The sequence below is a fragment of the Enterobacter sp. NFIX58 genome (genome assembly GCF_900110475.1).
Classification (GTDB): domain Bacteria; phylum Pseudomonadota; class Gammaproteobacteria; order Enterobacterales; family Enterobacteriaceae; genus Enterobacter; species Enterobacter quasiroggenkampii.
Genome location: NZ_FODW01000001.1, coordinates 1,898,661 through 1,915,710 on the forward strand (window position 1 = coordinate 1,898,661; position 17,050 = coordinate 1,915,710).

Consider the following 17,050-nt stretch of genomic DNA (forward strand, 5'->3'; position numbering starts at 1 on the left):
GATGAAATTGACGTCACCTTGCCACAGGGTGGTTAAGGATAGCTCACCATGATGGGATTTATTGGGGGAGGAGGACGGGGGAGGAGGCATCAGTGCGGCCTGATGCCCTCACCCTAACCCTCTCCCACGGGGAGAGGGGAAAAGGATGTTACTGCGCTTCCGCCAGCTGACGGTCGCGGCGGCATTTAAACACCCAGCCCACCAGCAGCAGCACGATCCACGCGCAGCCCACGTAGAGCGAAATGCGGGTGTCCGGATGGTAGCCAATCAGGCCAATGATAAACACCAGGAAAATCAGCCCGACGACGGTGGTCGCAACGCCGCCCGGTACTTTGAACTTCAGCGCTTTCGCCTCATCCGGTGACAGGCGACGGCGGAAGGCAATCTGCGACAGCAGGATCATGATCCACACCCACACCGTCGCGAAGGTTGCCAGGGACGCAATCACCAGGAAGACGTTCTCCGGCATGATGTAGTTCAGGTAAACCGAGAACAGCAGCGCCACGGTCATCACCACGACGGTCACCCACGGCGTGCCGCGGCGTGAGGTTTTGGCGAACACCTTCGGCGCACTGCCCTGCTCCGCCATGCCGTGCAGCATACGGCCCACGCCAAAGACGTCGCTGTTGATCGCCGAAAGCGACGCGGTCAGCACCACAAAGTTGAGAATGCTGGCCGCAAATGCAATGCCCATATGCTGGAAGGTCAGGACAAACGGGCTACCGTTGGTACCCACCTGATTCCACGGGTAAATGGACATGATCACGAACAGCGTACCCACGTAAAACACCAGAATACGCATCGGCACCGAGTTGATCGCGCGCGGAATGGATTTCTCCGGGTCTTTCGCTTCCCCGGCGGTGATACCGATAATCTCGATACCGCCGTAGGCAAACATCACCATCTGCAGCGACATCACCATCCCGAGCCAGCCGTTGCTGAAGAAGCCACCGTTGCTCCAGAGGTTGTGGATCCCGGTCGGCTGCCCGCCGTTGCCAATCCCCCAGATGATAATCCCAAAACCGGCCACAATCATGATGATGATGGTGGCGACCTTGAAGAAGGAGAACCAGAACTCCAGCTCGCCGAACACCTTCACGCTCATCAGGTTGACGGCGCAAATGATTAGCACCACGCTCAGCACCCAAATCCAGTGCGGCACCGCCGGGAACCAGACGCCCATGTAGATGCCAAACGCCGTCACGTCGGCAATCGCCACAATCAGTATTTCGAAGCAGTAGGTCCAGCCGGTGATAAACCCGGCCAGCGGGCCGAGGTTTTCCTGCGCGTAGCGGGAGAATGAGCTGGCGGAGGGGTTGTGAACCGACATTTCGCCGAGGGCGCGCATGATGATATATGCCGCCACGCCGCCGATGATGTACGCCAGCAGCACGCTGGGACCGGCCATTTTGATGGCATCTGCCGAGCCATAAAAAAGACCGGTGCCGATAGCCGAGCCCAGCGCCATAAAGCGGATGTGGCGCGTGCTCAATCCACGTTTAAGTTTGTTAGTGCTTTCCATTTAAATCTTGCCATTCAACACGAAAAAAACAAAAAACCACGGGGCCTTAAGCCCCGTGGTTAAACAGTTTGTTGCCGTTGATTAATGGGCGTTCGATGCGACCTGACGCCCTGCGGCACGGTCCCAGATAATCGCCAGAACCAGCGCAACAACGGTAGGCATCAGCCAGGCCAGACCCTGCTCGGACAGCGGCAGACGCTGTGTCCAGGCTGGCAGAACTTCCGCGAACGCTGATGCTTTAATCCCGTCAAGGATACCAAAAATCAGGCTGATAAACATGGCTGGCGCAATAATTCGTGAGGAGTTGTTCCACCACGGGCGAGTGAAGCTCAGCACCACCAGCACGATGCACGGCGGATAAATCGCCGTCAGTACCGGAATAGAGACCTGAATCAGGTGGCTCAGACCGAGGTTGGACACCGCCATGGAGAAGATACCAAGGATAAACACCAGGGTACGGTAAGAGAGCGGCAGATACTGCGCAAAGAACTCAGCACAGGCGCAGGTCAAGCCAACCGCGGTAACCAGACAGGCCAGGAAGATGAGCGCCGCCAGCAGCATACTGCCCGCACCACCGAAGGTGTGCTGAACGTAGGCGTGCAGGATAGCCGCACCGTTGGCGTTCTGATCGACCAGCATGGCGCTATCGGAGCCCAGACGGAACAGCGCCAGATACAGCAGCGTCAGCCCTACGCCAGCCATCAGACCGGCCCAGATGGTATAGCGGGTCAGCAGACGCGCTTCGGTCACACCGCGGGAACGCGCGGCGTTAACGATAACGATACCAAACACCATCGCGCCCAGCGTATCCATCGTCAGGTAGCCGTTCACGAAGCCGTTAGAAAACGCGGCGTTTTTGTAGGCGTCCATCGCGTCGCTAATCGGGCCGGCGGGCCAGACGATGGCCGCTACCGCCAGGACAATCAGCGCCACAATTTTCAGCGGAGCCAGGAAGTTACCCACGGTATCCAGCAGTTTGCCCGGATAGAGGGAAACCAGAATCACGATAGCGAAGTAGATCAGGCTGTAGATGAACAGCGGCATCGCGCCGTCACCGGTCAGGGGAGCGATCCCCACTTCGAAGGAAACGGTCGCGGTACGCGGGGTGGCAAACAGCGGCCCCACGGCCAGATAGCAGACGGTTGCCAGCAGAACGCCTGCCACTTTGCCGATCGGGGAGCTGAGGCTATCCACACCGCCGCCGACTTTCGCCAGCGCGATGACGGTTAGTACCGGCAGACCCACGGCAGTAATCAGGAAACCAAACGCGGCGGTCCAGACGTGTTCACCCGCCTGTAAGCCAACCATTGGAGGGAAAATGATGTTGCCTGCGCCAACGAACAGCGCAAATGTCATAAAGCCCAGCGCGATGATGTCACGCGATTTTAAGTGATGGGTCATAAAACCTTACTGCCTGTGGATGTGGTGTTGAAAACATTGAGATTTTCGATATCCCTGATGGGACGATACAGCCGAAAATTTGCTCAATTTCAGCGGGAAATGCTCCCGTCCTGGCGTGGAGAAGAATAGTTTTTCGATTTACCACGCAAATACAGTCGGTCTGACAGTATCTGGGGCGCAATTTAAACGCTTATAACGTTTAAAGGCAAGGTGGGATCGTAAAACCAGAACAATATGCCAGCATGAAAATACGCACCAGCACAATACGCTGTTTATAAGAAAAACCCATGGCTAATCATGCGAACAAAAAACAGCCAGCCGTATAAAATTCATCCGCGTTTCGCTTGACTGCAAAGCAAACGGGCCAGCGATGGCTGACCCGTGGAAAGGTAAAATGACACGCCCGCCGTCAGGCGATCTTTTTGGCAATTAATCGTTCCGGGATAACGAAGCTGAAGCGGGTTCCTTTACCCAGGGTACTCTGAATATCGAGACGGCTTTCATGGTGGTTGACCGCGTGTTTCACAATCGCCAGCCCGAGGCCACTTCCGCCCGTCTGGCGCGATCGCGCTTTATCCACACGGTAGAAGCGCTCGGTCAGACGCGGAATATGCTCCGGCGCGATCCCCGGCCCGTTGTCCTCCACGCTAAACTCGGCCCCCGTTGGGGTATGGTGCCAGCGCACCACGATATCCGTCCCTTCCGGCGTATGATTCACCGCGTTATACACCAGGTTGGAAATGGCGCTGCGCAGCTCATCTTCACTGCCCAGCACCTTCAACGTGTTGTCGACGTCAAAGGTCAGGTGATGCTTTTTGTGGCTTAACGTCTGCGCTTCACGCTCCACGACCCGCAGCATCATCGGAACATCAATGGTGTCATTCAGCGCGAGCGTTGGCGCCGCTTCAATCTTCGAGAGCGTCAGCAGCTGCTTCACCAGGCCTTCCATCCGGTGCGTTTGCTCGCGCATGGTGTGCAGCGCTTTTTCACGCGGCGCACCTTCCAGCGTTTGCTCCTGCATCATCTCCAGGTAGCCCTGCAGCACGGTCAACGGGGTTCGCAGTTCGTGGCTGACGTTGGCGAAGAAGTTACGACGCGCCCCTTCCAGTTGGTGCATCTGGGTGACATCGCGCGCCACCATCAGCCACTGCTTATCGCTGTAGGGCATCACGCGGATCTCCAGATGGCGACCATTATTGAGCTTGAGATTGTGCGGACGGGTGAAATCACGCTTTTTCAGGTACAGCGTGAACTCGGGATAACGCAGAAGGTTGAGGATATTCTGTCCATTGTCATCCGGCCAGCGCAGGCCCAGCAGCTGCTGCGCCAGGCCGTTACACCAGAAGATCGTCCCTTCTTCGGTCGTCAGAATCACGGCATCCGGCAGCGATTCTGCACCGCTGCGAAAACGCTTAATCAGGCTTCCCAGCTCGCGGCGGCGCTTTTTATTACGCATCTGCATCTGATGCAGACCGTACAGCAGCGGCTCCCAGCTGCCGCTTCCCGGCGGCGGCGTCATGCTTCGGTCAACCCACAGCCACCAGGAGAGGCGCAGCAGGTTCCAGAAATGCCAGATGAGCAGCCCGGTGACCGACGCCAGCAGAAACCACGGCAGGTGTCCAAGAAAGGCCCCCAGAATGAAGGCCGGAATACAGCATAAAATCAGTTCAAAGACGAGCCTTTTCCATGACAGACGTTCCAGCACGCGTCACACTCCTGTCATTGTTCAGAAACGGGTAGAAAAACGATAACCCGTGCCGCGGACCGTCTGCACCATGCGATCGTGGCCGCTCAGTTCCAGTGCTTTTCGCAGGCGGCGGATATGTACGTCAACCGTCCGGTCTTCGACATACACGTTAGTTCCCCAGACGTTATTCAGCAACTGCTCGCGGCTGTAAACGCGCTCCGGGTGGGTCATAAAGAAGTGCAGGAGTTTAAATTCGGTAGGCCCCATGTCGAGGGGATTTTCACCGGTCATCACGCGGTGAGACGTCGGATCAAGGCTCAGCCCCTGCATTTCGATCACCTCTTCCACCGCCATCGGCGAAATACGGCGCATTACGGCTTTAATGCGGGCCACCAGCTCTTTGGGAGAGAACGGTTTGGTAATGTAATCGTCCGCGCCGATCTCCAGACCACGCACGCGATCCTCTTCTTCTCCGCGCGCCGTGAGCATCACGACCGGTATATCGCGGGTCAGCGCTTCACGCTTCAGGTGTTTGATAAACTGCAGTCCGGAGCCGCCGGGCAACATCCAGTCCAGCAGAATCAGATCGGGCCAGGGTTCATTCAGCTGGTTCACTGCACTGTCATAATCTTCTGCTTCAACCGGCTGGAAGCCATTTTGTTCGAGCACGAAGCACACCATTTCACGAATTGGAGCTTCATCTTCTACGACCAGAATACGTCTCGCCATACTTTGCCCTGTCTTATCTTATTTACGTTACAAGTTTGTAATTCGGCGCCATTATGCGTCAGATTTATGACAGATTTATGAAAAACAGTACCACGTTAACGGGCAAACCGTTGTTTTATTACAGCGGTTATTTTCCCTTCTCTGAACGTTTATAATCCTGCTTTCTCTTTTTTGCCACGGATCAGCTATGCGCATACTTCACACCTCGGACTGGCATCTGGGTCAAAATTTTTACAGCAAAAGCCGTGCGGCTGAACATGAAGCGTTCCTGGGCTGGCTGCTGGAAACGGCCCGGACGCACGAGGTGGACGCGATTATTGTGGCGGGTGACATCTTTGATACCGGCTCGCCGCCGAGCTATGCGCGCGAGCTGTATAACCGCTTCGTGGTGAATCTGCAGCAAACCGGCTGTCATCTGGTGATTGTCGCCGGCAACCATGATTCCGTCGCAACGCTGAATGAATCCCGCGACATCCTGGCGTTTCTCAATACCACCGTCGTCGCCAGCGCCGGGCACGGCCCGCAGATCCTGAAAAAGCGCGACGGGTCGCCGGGAGCGGTGCTGTGTCCGATACCGTTTTTACGTCCGCGCGACATCGTGCAAAGCCAGGCGGGGCTGTCGGGCGCGGAAAAGCAGCAACATTTATTACAGGCCATCACCGACTATTACCACCAGCAGCACGCCGAAGCCTGTGCCCTGCGCGGTGACCAGTCGATTCCGGTGATTGCGACCGGGCACCTCACCACCGTCGGGGCCAGTAAAAGTGACGCCGTGCGTGACATCTATATCGGCACGCTGGATGCCTTTCCGGCGCAGCACTTCCCGCCCGCCGACTACATTGCGCTCGGGCACATTCACCGGGCGCAGATCGTCGGAGGCTGCGAGCACATCCGCTACTGCGGCTCCCCCCTTTCGCTCAGCTTTGACGAAACGGGCAAAGCCAAATCCGTACATCTGGTGACCTTCTCCGGCGGAAAACTCAGCGCCGTCGACACGCTGGAGGTGCCCGTTACCCAGCCGCTGGCGGTGCTGAAAGGCGATCTCAATGCCATCACCGCACAGCTGGAGCAGTGGCGCGGCGTCGAGCAAGATCCCCCCATCTGGCTGGACATCGAAATCACCACCGACGACTACCTGCACGATATGCAGCGAAAAATCCAGGCGCTGACCGAAGATTTGCCGGTTGAGGTCTTGCTGGTGCGCCGCAGCCGCGAGCAGCGCGAAAAAATCCTGTTAAGCGTTCAACGCGAAACGCTCAGTGAACTGGGGGTCGAAGAGGTGTTTGAACGCAGACTCTCGCAGGAGGAAATCGACGAGGCGAAGCGCGCAAGGCTCAGTGAACTGTTCAGCCATACCCTGCATGCGCTCAATGATGAGGAAGAAAACGCGTGAAAATTTTGAGCCTGCGACTGAAAAATCTTAACTCCCTCAAGGGCGAGTGGAAAATTGATTTTACCGCTGAGCCGTTTGCCAGCAACGGGCTGTTTGCCATCACCGGCGCGACCGGGGCAGGTAAAACCACCCTGCTCGACGCCATCTGTCTGGCGCTTTATCACGAAACGCCGCGACTGCAGAAGATCTCCCAGGCGCAAAACGACCTGATGACGCGCGACACCGCCGAGTGCCTGGCGGAAGTGGAGTTCGAGGTAAAAGGCACCGCCTATCGCGCCTTCTGGAGCCAGAACCGCGCGCGCAACCAGCCGGACGGGAACCTGCAGGCGCCGCGCGTGGAGCTGGCGCGCTGCGAAGATGGCAAAATCCTGGCCGACAAAGTGACGGATAAGCTGGAGCAAACTGCCGCGCTCACCGGGCTGGACTACGGGCGCTTTACCCGCTCCATGCTGCTTTCTCAGGGGCAGTTTGCTGCCTTTCTCAACGCCAAACCAAGCGATCGCGCCGAGCTGCTGGAAGAGCTGACCGGCACCGAAATCTACGGTCAGATTTCCGCCATGGTATTTGAGAAACACAAAGCCGCCCGCAGCGTGCTTGAAAAGTGTGAGGCACAGGCGGCGGGCGTCGTGCTGTTGAGCGAAGAACAACAGCAGCAGTTACAGCAAAGTTTGCAGGCACTTACTGACGAAGAGAAAACCCTGCTGGAACAGCAGCAAAACCAACAGAAAGATTTTCAGTGGCTTACGCGCCATGATGAGCTCGTGCGCGAGCAACAGCGCGTCACCGCGATGCAGCAGCAGGCGCAACAGGCGCTGACGGACGCTGCGCCTGAACTGGCAAAACTGCAGCTTGCTCTCCCCGCCGCCCAGCTTCGGCCGCTTTGGGATCATCAGCAGGAGCAAACCGCGCGCCTGACGCAAACCCAGCAGCGAATTATCGAAGTAAATACTCGCTTACAGGCCAGAACCGCGCTGCGTTCACGTATCCGCAATACCGCCCTGCGTGACCACGAGCAGCGACAGGCCGAACTGTCGGCGCTGGCGCAGTGGCTGGCGGAGCACGAGCGCTATCGTCTGTTAGGCCAGGAGATTGCAGGCTGGCGTGCCCAGTTCTCGCAGCTTAACCGCGATAAAACGCAGTTAGCCTCGCTTGCTGCGCGGATAGGTGAATTACGCAACAGGCTGGCTGCGATGCCGGAAAATGCGCTGACGCTGACGGCGGATGAGGTCAGCGCGGCCATGGAGCAGCAGTCCCGGTTACGCACGCTGCGCCAGCAGCTGACGTCGCTGCATGCCCGCTATCAGCCGCTGCAAAAGCGCCTGCGCCAGAGCAGTGAAAGCGTGCAGAAGGCGCAGGCCGAACAAAGTAAGCTTAATGAAACGCTGACGCTGCGCCGCCAGCAGTACAAAGAGAAAAACCAGCACTATCTCGATCTAAAAGCCCTGTGCGAAACCGAAGCAACAATTAAGAAGCTGGAGCATTACCGTTCCCAGCTTGAGGCGGGCAAACCCTGTCCGCTGTGCGGTTCCTGCGAACATCCGGCCATTGAGCAATATCAGTCGCTTGAGCTGACGGATAACCAGCGCCGCCGTGATGCCCTGGAAAAAGAGGTCGCCGCCCTTAAAGAGGAAGGCCTGCTGGTGCTGGGACAGGTCAATGCCCTGACTCAGCAGATCCAGCGCGAGACAGACGACGCGCAGACGCTTTCTCAGGAAGAGCAAGCGCTCACTAAAGAGTGGGTGGCAGCCTGCACGTCACTGAACATTACCTTGAATATTCAGGACGATATCGCGCCATGGCTGAACGAACAGGAACATTATGAGCGCCAGCTTTATCAGCTCAGTCAGCGTCTCACCCTGCAGAACCAGCTGAGCGAACAGGAAACGCAGGAGCGGCAGTATCAGCAGCAGCTGGCGGCCACGCGGCAGGCGCTGGAGCATGCCCTGCTCGCGCTCTCACTTAACGCACCTGAAGAGGGTCAGGAAGCCGCCTGGCTTCAGGCCCGTGAAGCTGAATTCGCGCAGTGGCAGGAGAAACAAACGCAGCACGGCGTGCTTCAGGAACGTATAAACGCCCTGAAGCCACTGCTCGACGCGCTTCCGGCAACGAACAGCGAAGACGCCGAACCGGTTATCCCTGATAACTGGCGCGCCATCCACGACGAGTGCGTGTCGCTGCAAAGCCAGCTGACCGCGCAACAGCAGCAGGAAGCGCTGGAGCGAGAGCGCCTGCAGCAGTCGCAGACGCAGTTCACCACGGCGCTCTCGGCGAGCTGCTTTGCCGACCAGGACGCGTTTCTTGCCGCCCTGCTGGATGACGATGCCATTCGCCATCTCGAACAGCGAAAGCAGTCGCTGGAAAACCAGATACAGCAGGCCGCGGCGCTGTGCGGGCAAGCGAACCAACAGCTACAGTCTCATCTGGCGCAGAGGCCGCAAGGGCTCAACGCCGATGTACCCACGCTGCAAAGCCAGCTGCAGCAGCTGGCGCAACAGCTGCGCGAGAACACCACGCATCAGGGCGAGATCCGCCAGCAGCTTAAGCAGGACAGCGATAACCGGCAGCACCAGCTGGCGTTGATGCAGCAAATTGAAGAGGCCGCGCGCCAGGCGGATGACTGGGGGTACCTGAACGCGCTGATCGGCTCAAGCACCGGCGACAAGTTCCGTAAGTTCGCCCAGGGGCTGACGCTGGACAATCTTGTCTGGCTTGCTAACCAGCAGCTTAACCGTCTGCACGGGCGTTATTTATTGCAGCGTAAGGCCAGCGACGCGCTGGAGCTGGAAGTGGTGGATACGTGGCAGGCGGATGCGGTCCGCGATACCCGTACCCTCTCCGGCGGCGAGAGCTTCCTGGTCAGCCTGGCGCTGGCGCTGGCGCTTTCCGATCTGGTGAGTCATAAAACGCGGATCGATTCGCTGTTCCTGGATGAAGGGTTCGGGACGCTCGACAGTGAGACGCTGGATACGGCGCTGGATGCGCTCGACGCGCTGAACGCCACCGGGAAAACCATCGGCGTGATCAGCCACGTAGAGGCGATGAAAGAGCGTATTCCGGTGCAGATCAAAGTGAAGAAGATTAACGGGCTGGGGTATAGCAAGCTGGATAAGGTATTTGCGGTGGAATGAATGGGGGATCGTGCGGTCTGATGCCCTCACCCTGGCCCTCTCCCACAGGGAGAGGGTACAAACATTAAAAACGGCAACGCAAGTTGCCGTTTTGCGTTTATTCGGGCCACAGCCACGCTGCGCCGCGCACGCCGCTGGAGTCCCCGTGCAGCGCTTTGCGGATCGGGGTTTCACACTCGCCGCCGAAGACCCACTGCTTCACCAGGTTCGGCACCGTGGCGTACAGCCGATCGACGTTGCTCATGCCGCCGCCGAGCACTATCACGTCAGGATCGAGAATATTCACCACGTGGGCCAGCGATTTCGCCAGCCGCATTTCGTAGCGGCTAAGCGCCAGCTCCGCCACCGGGTCCTGCGCTTCGACCAGACGCATGATCTCGTTACCCTTGAGCGGCTGGCCGCTCAGGCGATGGTAGTCGATCGCAAAACCGGTACCGGAGATAAACGTCTCAATACAGCCCTGTTTTCCGCAGTAGCATGGGACTTCAGTGCGGTATTTGAGTTCGTCTTCATCCATCCACGGCAGCGGGTTGTGTCCCCACTCGCCCGCCGTGCCATTACCGCCGATATGGGCACGCCCGCCTAACGCCACGCCCGCACCGCAGCCGGTACCGATGATCACCGCAAACACGGTCTGGGCACCGGCCGCCGCACCGTCGATGGCCTCAGAGACGGCGAGGCAGTTGGCATCGTTGGCCAGACGCACTTCCCGGTTCAGGCGCGCGCTTAAATCTTTATCAAACGGCTGACCGTTGAGCCAGGTGGAGTTAGCATTTTTAACCACGCCGGTATACGGCGAGATCGACCCCGGGATCCCCATCCCGACGCTGCCGGTTTGTCCTGTGGCCTGCTCGGCCATCTCAACCAGCCTGGCAATGGTCTCGATCGTCTGGTGATAATCATCGCGCGGCGTAGGCAGACGGTGGCGGAACAGCTGTTCCCCCTGCTCGCTCAGTGCGATAACTTCTGTTTTGGTGCCGCCCAAATCAATGCCAATACGCACAAGACTCTCCTCATTATTTTGATTATCAACAGAGTAGAAGCACGCATCCCGATTAGCAATGCAAGCGATGCGACAATTCGTTATCATGCCCGCTGATTTAACGACAAGGCCGTGGAAATTATCATGCTGTGGTTCAAAAATTTGATGGTTTACCGTCTCAGCCGCGACGTTTCGCTGCGTGCAGAAGAGATGGAAAAACAGTTAGCCGCTTATACCTTTTCCCCTTGCGGTAGCCAGGATATGGCAAAAACCGGTTGGGTTCCGCCAATGGGTTCACAAAGCGATGCATTGACCCACGCCAGCAGCACGGGTCAAATCATCGTCTGCGCCCGTAAAGAAGAGAAGATTCTGCCCACGCCGGTGGTTAAGCAGGCGCTCGAGGCGAAAATTTTCAAGCTGGAAGCCGAGCAGGGCCGCAAGCTGAAAAAGACCGAAAAAGATTCGCTGAAAGACGAAGTGCTGCACTCTCTGCTGCCGCGCGCCTTCAGCCGCTTCAGCCAGACCATGATGTGGATCGACACCGTTAACGGGCTGATCATGGTGGACTGCGCCAGCGCCAAGAAAGCAGAAGATACGCTGGCCCTGCTGCGCAAAAGCATCGGCTCGTTACCGGTCGTTCCGCTGGCGCTGGAAACACCAATTGAGTTAACGCTGACCGAATGGGTACGCAGCGGTGCTGCGGCACAGGGTTTCCAGATCCTTGATGAAGCCGAGCTGAAAGCCCTGCTGGAAGATGGCGGCGTGATCCGCGCGAAGAAGCAGGATCTGGTCAGCGACGAGATCGCCGTACACATTGAAGCGGGTAAAGTGGTCACCAAGCTGGCGCTCGACTGGCAGCAGCGCATCCAGTTCGTGATGTGCGACGATGGCTCCGTGAAGCGTCTTAAGTTCTGCGACGAGCTGCGCGATCAGAACGAAGATATCGACCGGGAAGATTACGCCCAGCGTTTTGACGCGGACTTCATCCTGATGACCGGCGAGCTGGCCGCGTTGATTCAGAATCTGGTGGAAGGTCTCGGCGGCGAAGCGCAGAGATAACGGGTAAAACGTAGGCCGGGTAAGCGTTAGCGCCACCCGGCTAATTTTTTATTTCAGGTAGCGGCACAGATAAGAGGTAGGCTCAGCCACCTGCAAATGAAATTCGCTGTGGCCAGGGACGTTGAAAACTTGCCCGGCAGCGTAAACTTTCCATTCCGTTTCACCCGGCAGCAGGACGTTCAGCGCGCCGCTGACCACCGTCATCTCTTCCGCTTCCGCCGTGCCAAAGGTGTATTCCCCTTCCGCCATTACGCCAACGCTGGCGCGGCCAGTGCTGCTGCTGGTAAAACCAATGGATTTCACTTTACCGGAAAAGTATTCGTTACTCTGAAGCATGAACTGGCCCTTATATTTTTAGATAAAAATTCACTATAGGGGCCATGCTCATCACCTGTCACGCAAAATCATTACATGAGCAGTTCCGAGGCCAGGCGAGCCATCAGAACGTTGGATAACAGCACCGGCACATCCAGCGCTTTTTGCAGCAAATCACGATGATGCTGGTGGAAACCCAGGCAGTCCAGAATCAGGACATCGGCCCCTCTTTCCAGCAGTTCCTTCCCGGCAGCAATGAGTTTGGCCTCACTGTCCCAGAACGGATTGGCCAGCGCGTACAAGGGCACTTTTTCCAGCACGTGCCATTTTGCCTCCTGGTTATCCATGAGCTCCTCAATGGGGACAATCACCCCCACCTGATGACCATCCACGATGGAGGCCACCAGCGGCGGAATGATGCGCATCGGTTCCAGCAGAATCGCATTGCGCGCCATGAGCCCCTTAATGGGGGCCGTGCTCATCAGCAAAATAACGTCATAACCTTGATTATCGAGCACTTCTATTACGCCCTGCAGCGAGCGCTCGATTTTCTGGCGTGAAACATGCGCCAGTTTACCGTCACTTAATAACGTCGCCAGGGGATCCTCCCCCGCCTCGACAGCGTAGTCCTCCATGACCTCTTCCCGACTCATCTTCCCCAGCAGGCTCAGATGCGTTATCTGTTGTTCAGATACATGCTCGGTTAAGAGCGGTAACACTTCGCTTACAGGGACCACACCAATGGTGAGGATCGCCAACGTTGCCTTCATCTTTATCGCCTTCCATTACTCCAACATCGTGCACACACAGGTACAGGCTCACTACGCTGCACAGTTCATTTTTTCAACAAAACAGCACCAAGCGTAGCAGGTGATCCCGACATCGAAATGTAAAGATCGCCTGCCGATACCAGAGTTACTTGTAATAACTAAATATTAACTCCTGCTTAACTTTCACGATGAGTAAAAAGTGTGATTCAGGCACGATCCTGGAGCGTTTAGGAAAACATTCAGGTTATGTCGGGATCTTCGTAGCGCCGTTTCGCATCCAGCGCTTCCTGTTCAGTCTCGTGTTCACTGATCAGCGAGTCCGGTTTTGGGTGATCGGCACGCAGTTGATACCAGGTCACGGTATGACCCGTATGGCCTTTTTCAACGGTAACAATGCGCGCTTCACGCGGATAGGGAGGTCTGGTTGGCATAGCTCATCCTTTTTTTATGTCTGAGCTATAAGTATAGACGCCGCTTAGCTGGCACAAGCCAAACGCAGGGCGGTAATAATCTGAATCACAACGTCTTCGGGAGAGGCTGACGCATCCACCACGTGGTGAGCCGCTTCGCGGTATAACGCATCGCGTTCCGCCAGCACTTCACTCACCTCTTCGTTCAGCGGCCTGGAGGTTAGCGCAGGGCGTTGCCCCTCTTCCGGAAAGGCTTCCAGACGCCCAACCAGGGCCGACACCGGCGCACTGAGGTAAATCACAATCCCTTTTTCGCGCATAAACTGACGATTACACTCCGCCAGAACAATGCCACCCCCGGTCGCAATCACCGCAGACGGGGTGGTGACCGCTTTCAGCGTGGCCGTTTCGCGCGCGCGAAAGCTTTCCCATCCCTCTTGTTCAACAATCTCAGCGATGGTTTTTCCAGCCTCGGTTTGCAGCCAGTGGTCGGTATCCACAAACTGGCGATGACACACGCGTGCCAGCTCCAGGCCAACGGTGGTTTTCCCACAGCCGCGGGGGCCAACTAAAAAGATGGGTTGGGTCATAGCCAGGTGTTCCCCTTGATGCCGGATGGCTGAAGAGTGTAAAGAAATAATTGCAGAAGATGTTGCGATTACTTTACTGCAAAGCGGTACGGGATGACAACCCTGTGGAGGCCACACTGTACCACAAATTGACAATAATTATCATTACGCTGTACGGCGCTTCACTTCCAGCAGCCATTTATCCAGTTCGGCAGCAAACTGCTGGCGATCGCGCTGTGACAGGCTATCCGGCCCACCGGTCTGCACGCCGCTGGCCCGCATCGTATCCATAAAATCGCGCATAGTGAGCTTCTCGCGAATGGTCGACGGCGAGTATCGCTCTCCGCGCGGATTGAGCGCCGCCGCCCCTTTCTCCAGCACTTCGGCAGCCAACGGAATATCCGCCGTGATCACCAGATCCTCCGCGCTGCACAGGCGGACAATTTCGTTATCCGCTACGTCAAACCCGGCCGGCACGCGTAAAGAGCGGATGAAGCGCGAAGGCGGTACGCGAATATTCTGGTTCGCCACCAGCGTCAGCGGCATCTGAACGCGCTCGGCGGCACGAAATAAAATCTCTTTAATCACATTCGGACACGCGTCCGCATCAACCCAAATCGCCATATTGTCTCCCCATAATAACTCTGCCGACTATTGTCGCCTGCATTTCGTTGTTAAGCTATCAATCAGAGAAAACAACGCATAATGACGGAGAATCGTGATGGACAAGAAAATCGGGTTTATCGGCTGCGGTAACATGGGCAAAGCCATCCTGGGCGGTCTGATCGCCAGCGGGCAGGTGTTGCCGGGTCAGATTTGGGTCTATACCCCGTCACCGGACAAGGTCGCCGCGTTGCGCGATCAGTACGGGATCAACGCCGCCGAAAGCGCGCAGGAAGTGGCCCAGGTCGCCGATATCGTCTTTGGCGCCGTCAAGCCGAACATCATGATCAAAGTGCTGAGCGACATCACCTCCAGCCTGAATAAAGAGACGCTGGTGGTGTCGATTGCCGCGGGCGTCACGCTCGATCAGCTGGCGCGCGCGCTGGGCCACGACCGCAAAATCGTCCGTGCGATGCCAAACACCCCTTCACTGGTCAACGCCGGCATGACCTCCGTCACGCCTAACGCCCTGGTGACCTCAGAAGACGTGGCGGATGTACTGAACATTTTCCGCTGCTTCGGTGAAGCAGAAGTGATTGCCGAATCGATGATCCATCCGGTAGTCGGCGTCAGTGGTTCTGCGCCTGCGTATGTCTTCATGTTTTTAGAAGCGATGGCCGATGCCGCCGTGCTTGGCGGAATGCCGCGCGCCCAGGCGTATAAGTTCGCCGCGCAGGCCGTCATGGGCTCAGCCAAAATGGTGCTGGAGACCGGCAAACACCCGGGTGAGCTGAAAGATATGGTGTGCTCCCCTGGCGGTACCACCATCGAAGCAGTGCGGGTGCTGGAAGAGCGCGGATTCCGCTCGGCCGTCATTGAGGCCATGACAAAATGCATGGAAAAATCAGAGAAGCTGAGTAAATCCTGATCGTTTCAGTCGGGCGTCAGGCGGCCACTTCGGTACGGCTGCGCCCGGCATTTTTCGCTCTGTACAGCGCCACGTCAGCCGCCTTTAGCCATTCCCGATAATGTCCAAATTGCGGTCCCCAGGGGGCAACGCCTACGCTGATGCGCAGCGCCTCTTTTGGCGCGCACGGTAGCGACAGCGTTTCCAGCCGCTCATGCACCCGGGACATCACGGCGATCGCGCTTTCCGCCGCGGTCTGCGACATAATCACCGCAAACTCATCCCCGCCAAACCGGCCGATGGCATCACCTGACCGCACCGACATCTGGAGCTGGCGCGTGATGGCAATGATCGCCTCATCCCCCACGGCGTGCCCCCAGGTATCGTTGATATTTTTAAAGTGGTCGATATCAATCAGCAAAATCGTGGCGGTGCAGTGGTCACGGCGGCAATGCTCAAATTCATTTCGCAGCAGCATTTCCCAGTGGCGTCGATTAAAGACCCCTGTCATGCCGTCGCGTGTGCTCATCATTTCCAGCCGCTGCTTGTGCTCAGCAAGCCTGACGGCGGTGCGGTGGCTGAGCCAGGCAAACAGCATGGGATAAAGCACCAGCACCGGCAGCGTTAAGCCCCACTCCACCGGGTCGGGGTTAAAGACGGCCACGCGGCCGACAAGCGGCAGCGTCACCAGCGCGGAGAGCAGGGTCAACAGGATCCCCGGAATAAACAGACGACAGCCCCCGGAGCCCATCATGTTCATCCCTACCATCATCACCAGCGCCGCCGTGGGTAACGCGCTCATCCCCATCACGCCGATCCAGAGCCCGGCAATGATGGCATCGATCTTAAGATTGAATACTTCCTGCTGATGAGGTGACGCGGCCCGGCAGGATAACTGCCAGGCGAAATGGGGCCAGACGAACGCCCAACCGACCAGTAAAAGCCACCAGCCGCCGGGTAAAAAATGGGTGACCAGCATTCCTGCAACCGGGAAAAACATCGCTGCCAGCCCCACGGCGCGCGCCAGCCGAACCCGCCGGGCAAACTGAATGCCGGCGCGGTGAGGGTCATCCTGAGAAAGGGTTAAATTCCACTCTTCCCGAATGCGCTTTTTGTTGTAATACGTTTCATCATTCATCATTTTTGGGAATATTCTGAAACATTTTCCCAAATTATAGAGAGGGGGTCTGCGGGGAAAGTATGAAATTTCGGGTGAGCCGCCGGAGCCGCTCACCCGTTCGAACTACACTTTTTTCTTCAGGCAGGCACTCATGAACTTGCTGCGGTCATCCCCTTTCAGAGACTGTTCGGTGGCCTTGGCATTACACTCGCGCATCTTTTGCTGCTGAGGCGTCAGGCTTTTTTCAGCTGGCTTCGAGGCGCCGTTTTTGAGGCAGTCGCTCATGTAGGTCTTGCGAGCATCGCCCTTCAGACTCTGAGACGTCGCCTGCTGATTACAGGTGGTCATACGCTGCTGCTGCGGCGTTAACGTTTTCTCTTCCGCGTTCGCCGAGGCGACCAGGAACAGGCCGGAGAGCAGAGTAACCAGTAATGTTGTTTTCATTGCACCATCCT

Annotated in this window: 16 protein-coding genes; 4 read left to right on the plus strand and 12 right to left on the minus strand. The window is 57.2% G+C overall.

Going from position 1 to position 17,050, the window contains the following annotated elements; translation table 11 throughout:
* Positions 1 to 148: 148 nt before the first annotated feature.
* The 4 genes from proY to phoB form a co-directional block, all read right to left on the minus strand.
* Positions 149 to 1,522 (minus strand): proline-specific permease ProY, encoded by a 1,374-nt coding sequence (gene proY / locus BMW97_RS09325; protein WP_008503261.1) that lies wholly within the window; start codon positions 1,520 to 1,522, stop codon positions 149 to 151.
* A gap of 81 nt (positions 1,523 to 1,603) precedes the next feature.
* Positions 1,604 to 2,923 (minus strand): branched-chain amino acid transporter carrier protein BrnQ, encoded by a 1,320-nt coding sequence (brnQ, locus tag BMW97_RS09330; protein WP_045909798.1) that lies wholly within the window; start codon positions 2,921 to 2,923, stop codon positions 1,604 to 1,606.
* A gap of 409 nt (positions 2,924 to 3,332) precedes the next feature.
* Complete coding sequence (gene phoR, locus BMW97_RS09335) at positions 3,333 to 4,628, minus strand: phosphate regulon sensor histidine kinase PhoR (RefSeq protein WP_045909799.1); 1,296 nt, start codon at positions 4,626 to 4,628, stop codon at positions 3,333 to 3,335.
* Between the two features lie 21 nt (positions 4,629 to 4,649).
* Complete coding sequence (gene phoB / locus BMW97_RS09340) at positions 4,650 to 5,339, minus strand: phosphate response regulator transcription factor PhoB (protein ID WP_045909800.1); 690 nt, start codon at positions 5,337 to 5,339, stop codon at positions 4,650 to 4,652.
* Between the two features lie 187 nt (positions 5,340 to 5,526).
* Between phoB and sbcD the strand changes: the two genes are divergently transcribed.
* Both sbcD and sbcC read left to right on the plus strand, forming a co-directional pair.
* Positions 5,527 to 6,732 (plus strand): exonuclease subunit SbcD, encoded by a 1,206-nt coding sequence (gene sbcD, locus BMW97_RS09345; RefSeq protein ID WP_045909801.1) that lies wholly within the window; start codon positions 5,527 to 5,529, stop codon positions 6,730 to 6,732.
* A complete protein-coding gene (gene sbcC, locus BMW97_RS09350; RefSeq protein ID WP_045909802.1) occupies positions 6,729 to 9,860 on the plus strand; it encodes an exonuclease subunit SbcC in 3,132 nt (1,043 codons plus the stop codon). Before sbcD ends, sbcC begins: the two co-directional genes overlap by 4 nt.
* Before the next feature lie 97 nt (positions 9,861 to 9,957).
* Here sbcC and mak read toward each other — a convergent pair whose 3' ends face one another.
* Positions 9,958 to 10,863 (minus strand): fructokinase, encoded by a 906-nt coding sequence (gene mak, locus BMW97_RS09355; RefSeq protein WP_090392658.1) that lies wholly within the window; start codon positions 10,861 to 10,863, stop codon positions 9,958 to 9,960.
* Positions 10,864 to 10,986: 123 nt separating this feature from the next.
* On the opposite strand from mak, the gene rdgC reads away from it, so the two are divergent.
* On the plus strand, positions 10,987 to 11,901 hold the full coding sequence (gene rdgC, locus BMW97_RS09360) for a recombination-associated protein RdgC (RefSeq protein ID WP_023310540.1): 915 nt from the start codon (positions 10,987 to 10,989) through the stop codon (positions 11,899 to 11,901).
* 48 nt (positions 11,902 to 11,949) lie between these two features.
* Here rdgC and ppnP read toward each other — a convergent pair whose 3' ends face one another.
* The 5 genes from ppnP to BMW97_RS09385 all read right to left on the minus strand — a co-directional run bounded on the left by ppnP (position 11,950) and on the right by BMW97_RS09385 (position 14,589).
* A complete protein-coding gene (ppnP, locus tag BMW97_RS09365; protein ID WP_008503270.1) occupies positions 11,950 to 12,237 on the minus strand; it encodes a pyrimidine/purine nucleoside phosphorylase in 288 nt (95 codons plus the stop codon).
* 71 nt (positions 12,238 to 12,308) lie between these two features.
* Positions 12,309 to 12,986, minus strand: coding sequence for an AroM family protein (locus BMW97_RS09370; RefSeq protein ID WP_045909804.1), 678 nt, complete (start codon positions 12,984 to 12,986; stop codon positions 12,309 to 12,311).
* A 239-nt stretch (positions 12,987 to 13,225) separates the two neighbouring features.
* Positions 13,226 to 13,417: a protein YaiA gene (gene yaiA, locus BMW97_RS09375; protein WP_023334675.1), complete on the minus strand. Its 192-nt coding sequence runs from the start codon at positions 13,415 to 13,417 to the stop codon at positions 13,226 to 13,228.
* 44 nt (positions 13,418 to 13,461) lie between these two features.
* Entirely contained in the window at positions 13,462 to 13,986 is a 525-nt protein-coding gene (gene aroL / locus BMW97_RS09380) for a shikimate kinase AroL (RefSeq protein ID WP_045909805.1), read from the minus strand.
* Positions 13,987 to 14,130: 144 nt separating this feature from the next.
* A complete protein-coding gene (locus tag BMW97_RS09385) occupies positions 14,131 to 14,589 on the minus strand; it encodes a YaiI/YqxD family protein (protein ID WP_010428006.1) in 459 nt (152 codons plus the stop codon).
* Positions 14,590 to 14,686: 97 nt separating this feature from the next.
* On the opposite strand from BMW97_RS09385, the gene proC reads away from it, so the two are divergent.
* Positions 14,687 to 15,496, plus strand: coding sequence for a pyrroline-5-carboxylate reductase (gene proC, locus BMW97_RS09390; RefSeq protein WP_032656527.1), 810 nt, complete (start codon positions 14,687 to 14,689; stop codon positions 15,494 to 15,496).
* 16 nt (positions 15,497 to 15,512) lie between these two features.
* Here proC and adrA read toward each other — a convergent pair whose 3' ends face one another.
* Both adrA and psiF read right to left on the minus strand, forming a co-directional pair.
* Positions 15,513 to 16,616 carry a diguanylate cyclase AdrA gene (gene adrA, locus BMW97_RS09395; RefSeq protein WP_045909806.1) on the minus strand — a complete coding sequence of 368 codons (1,104 nt, stop codon included), beginning with the start codon at positions 16,614 to 16,616 and terminating at the stop codon, positions 15,513 to 15,515.
* A 102-nt stretch (positions 16,617 to 16,718) separates the two neighbouring features.
* A complete protein-coding gene (gene psiF, locus BMW97_RS09400; protein WP_008503278.1) occupies positions 16,719 to 17,039 on the minus strand; it encodes a phosphate starvation-inducible protein PsiF in 321 nt (106 codons plus the stop codon).
* Between the last annotated feature and the right edge of the window lie 11 nt (positions 17,040 to 17,050).

Bases quoted from the DNA above. Each gene is read 5' to 3' on its own strand.
- rdgC (WP_023310540.1), top strand. From the start codon at position 10,987: ATGCTGTGGTTCAAAAATTTGATGGTTTACCGTCTCAGCCGCGACGTT.
- adrA (WP_045909806.1), bottom strand. From the start codon at position 16,616: ATGATGAATGATGAAACGTATTACAACAAAAAGCGCATTCGGGAAGAG.
- BMW97_RS09385 (WP_010428006.1), bottom strand. From the start codon at position 14,589: ATGGCGATTTGGGTTGATGCGGACGCGTGTCCGAATGTGATTAAAGAG.
- brnQ (WP_045909798.1), bottom strand. From the start codon at position 2,923: ATGACCCATCACTTAAAATCGCGTGACATCATCGCGCTGGGCTTTATG.
- proC (WP_032656527.1), top strand. From the start codon at position 14,687: ATGGACAAGAAAATCGGGTTTATCGGCTGCGGTAACATGGGCAAAGCC.
- sbcD (WP_045909801.1), top strand. From the start codon at position 5,527: ATGCGCATACTTCACACCTCGGACTGGCATCTGGGTCAAAATTTTTAC.
- aroL (WP_045909805.1), bottom strand. From the start codon at position 13,986: ATGACCCAACCCATCTTTTTAGTTGGCCCCCGCGGCTGTGGGAAAACC.
- phoB (WP_045909800.1), bottom strand. From the start codon at position 5,339: ATGGCGAGACGTATTCTGGTCGTAGAAGATGAAGCTCCAATTCGTGAA.
- BMW97_RS09370 (WP_045909804.1), bottom strand. From the start codon at position 12,986: ATGAAGGCAACGTTGGCGATCCTCACCATTGGTGTGGTCCCTGTAAGC.
- psiF (WP_008503278.1), bottom strand. From the start codon at position 17,039: ATGAAAACAACATTACTGGTTACTCTGCTCTCCGGCCTGTTCCTGGTC.
- proY (WP_008503261.1), bottom strand. From the start codon at position 1,522: ATGGAAAGCACTAACAAACTTAAACGTGGATTGAGCACGCGCCACATC.
- yaiA (WP_023334675.1), bottom strand. From the start codon at position 13,417: ATGCCAACCAGACCTCCCTATCCGCGTGAAGCGCGCATTGTTACCGTT.
- ppnP (WP_008503270.1), bottom strand. From the start codon at position 12,237: ATGCTTCAGAGTAACGAATACTTTTCCGGTAAAGTGAAATCCATTGGT.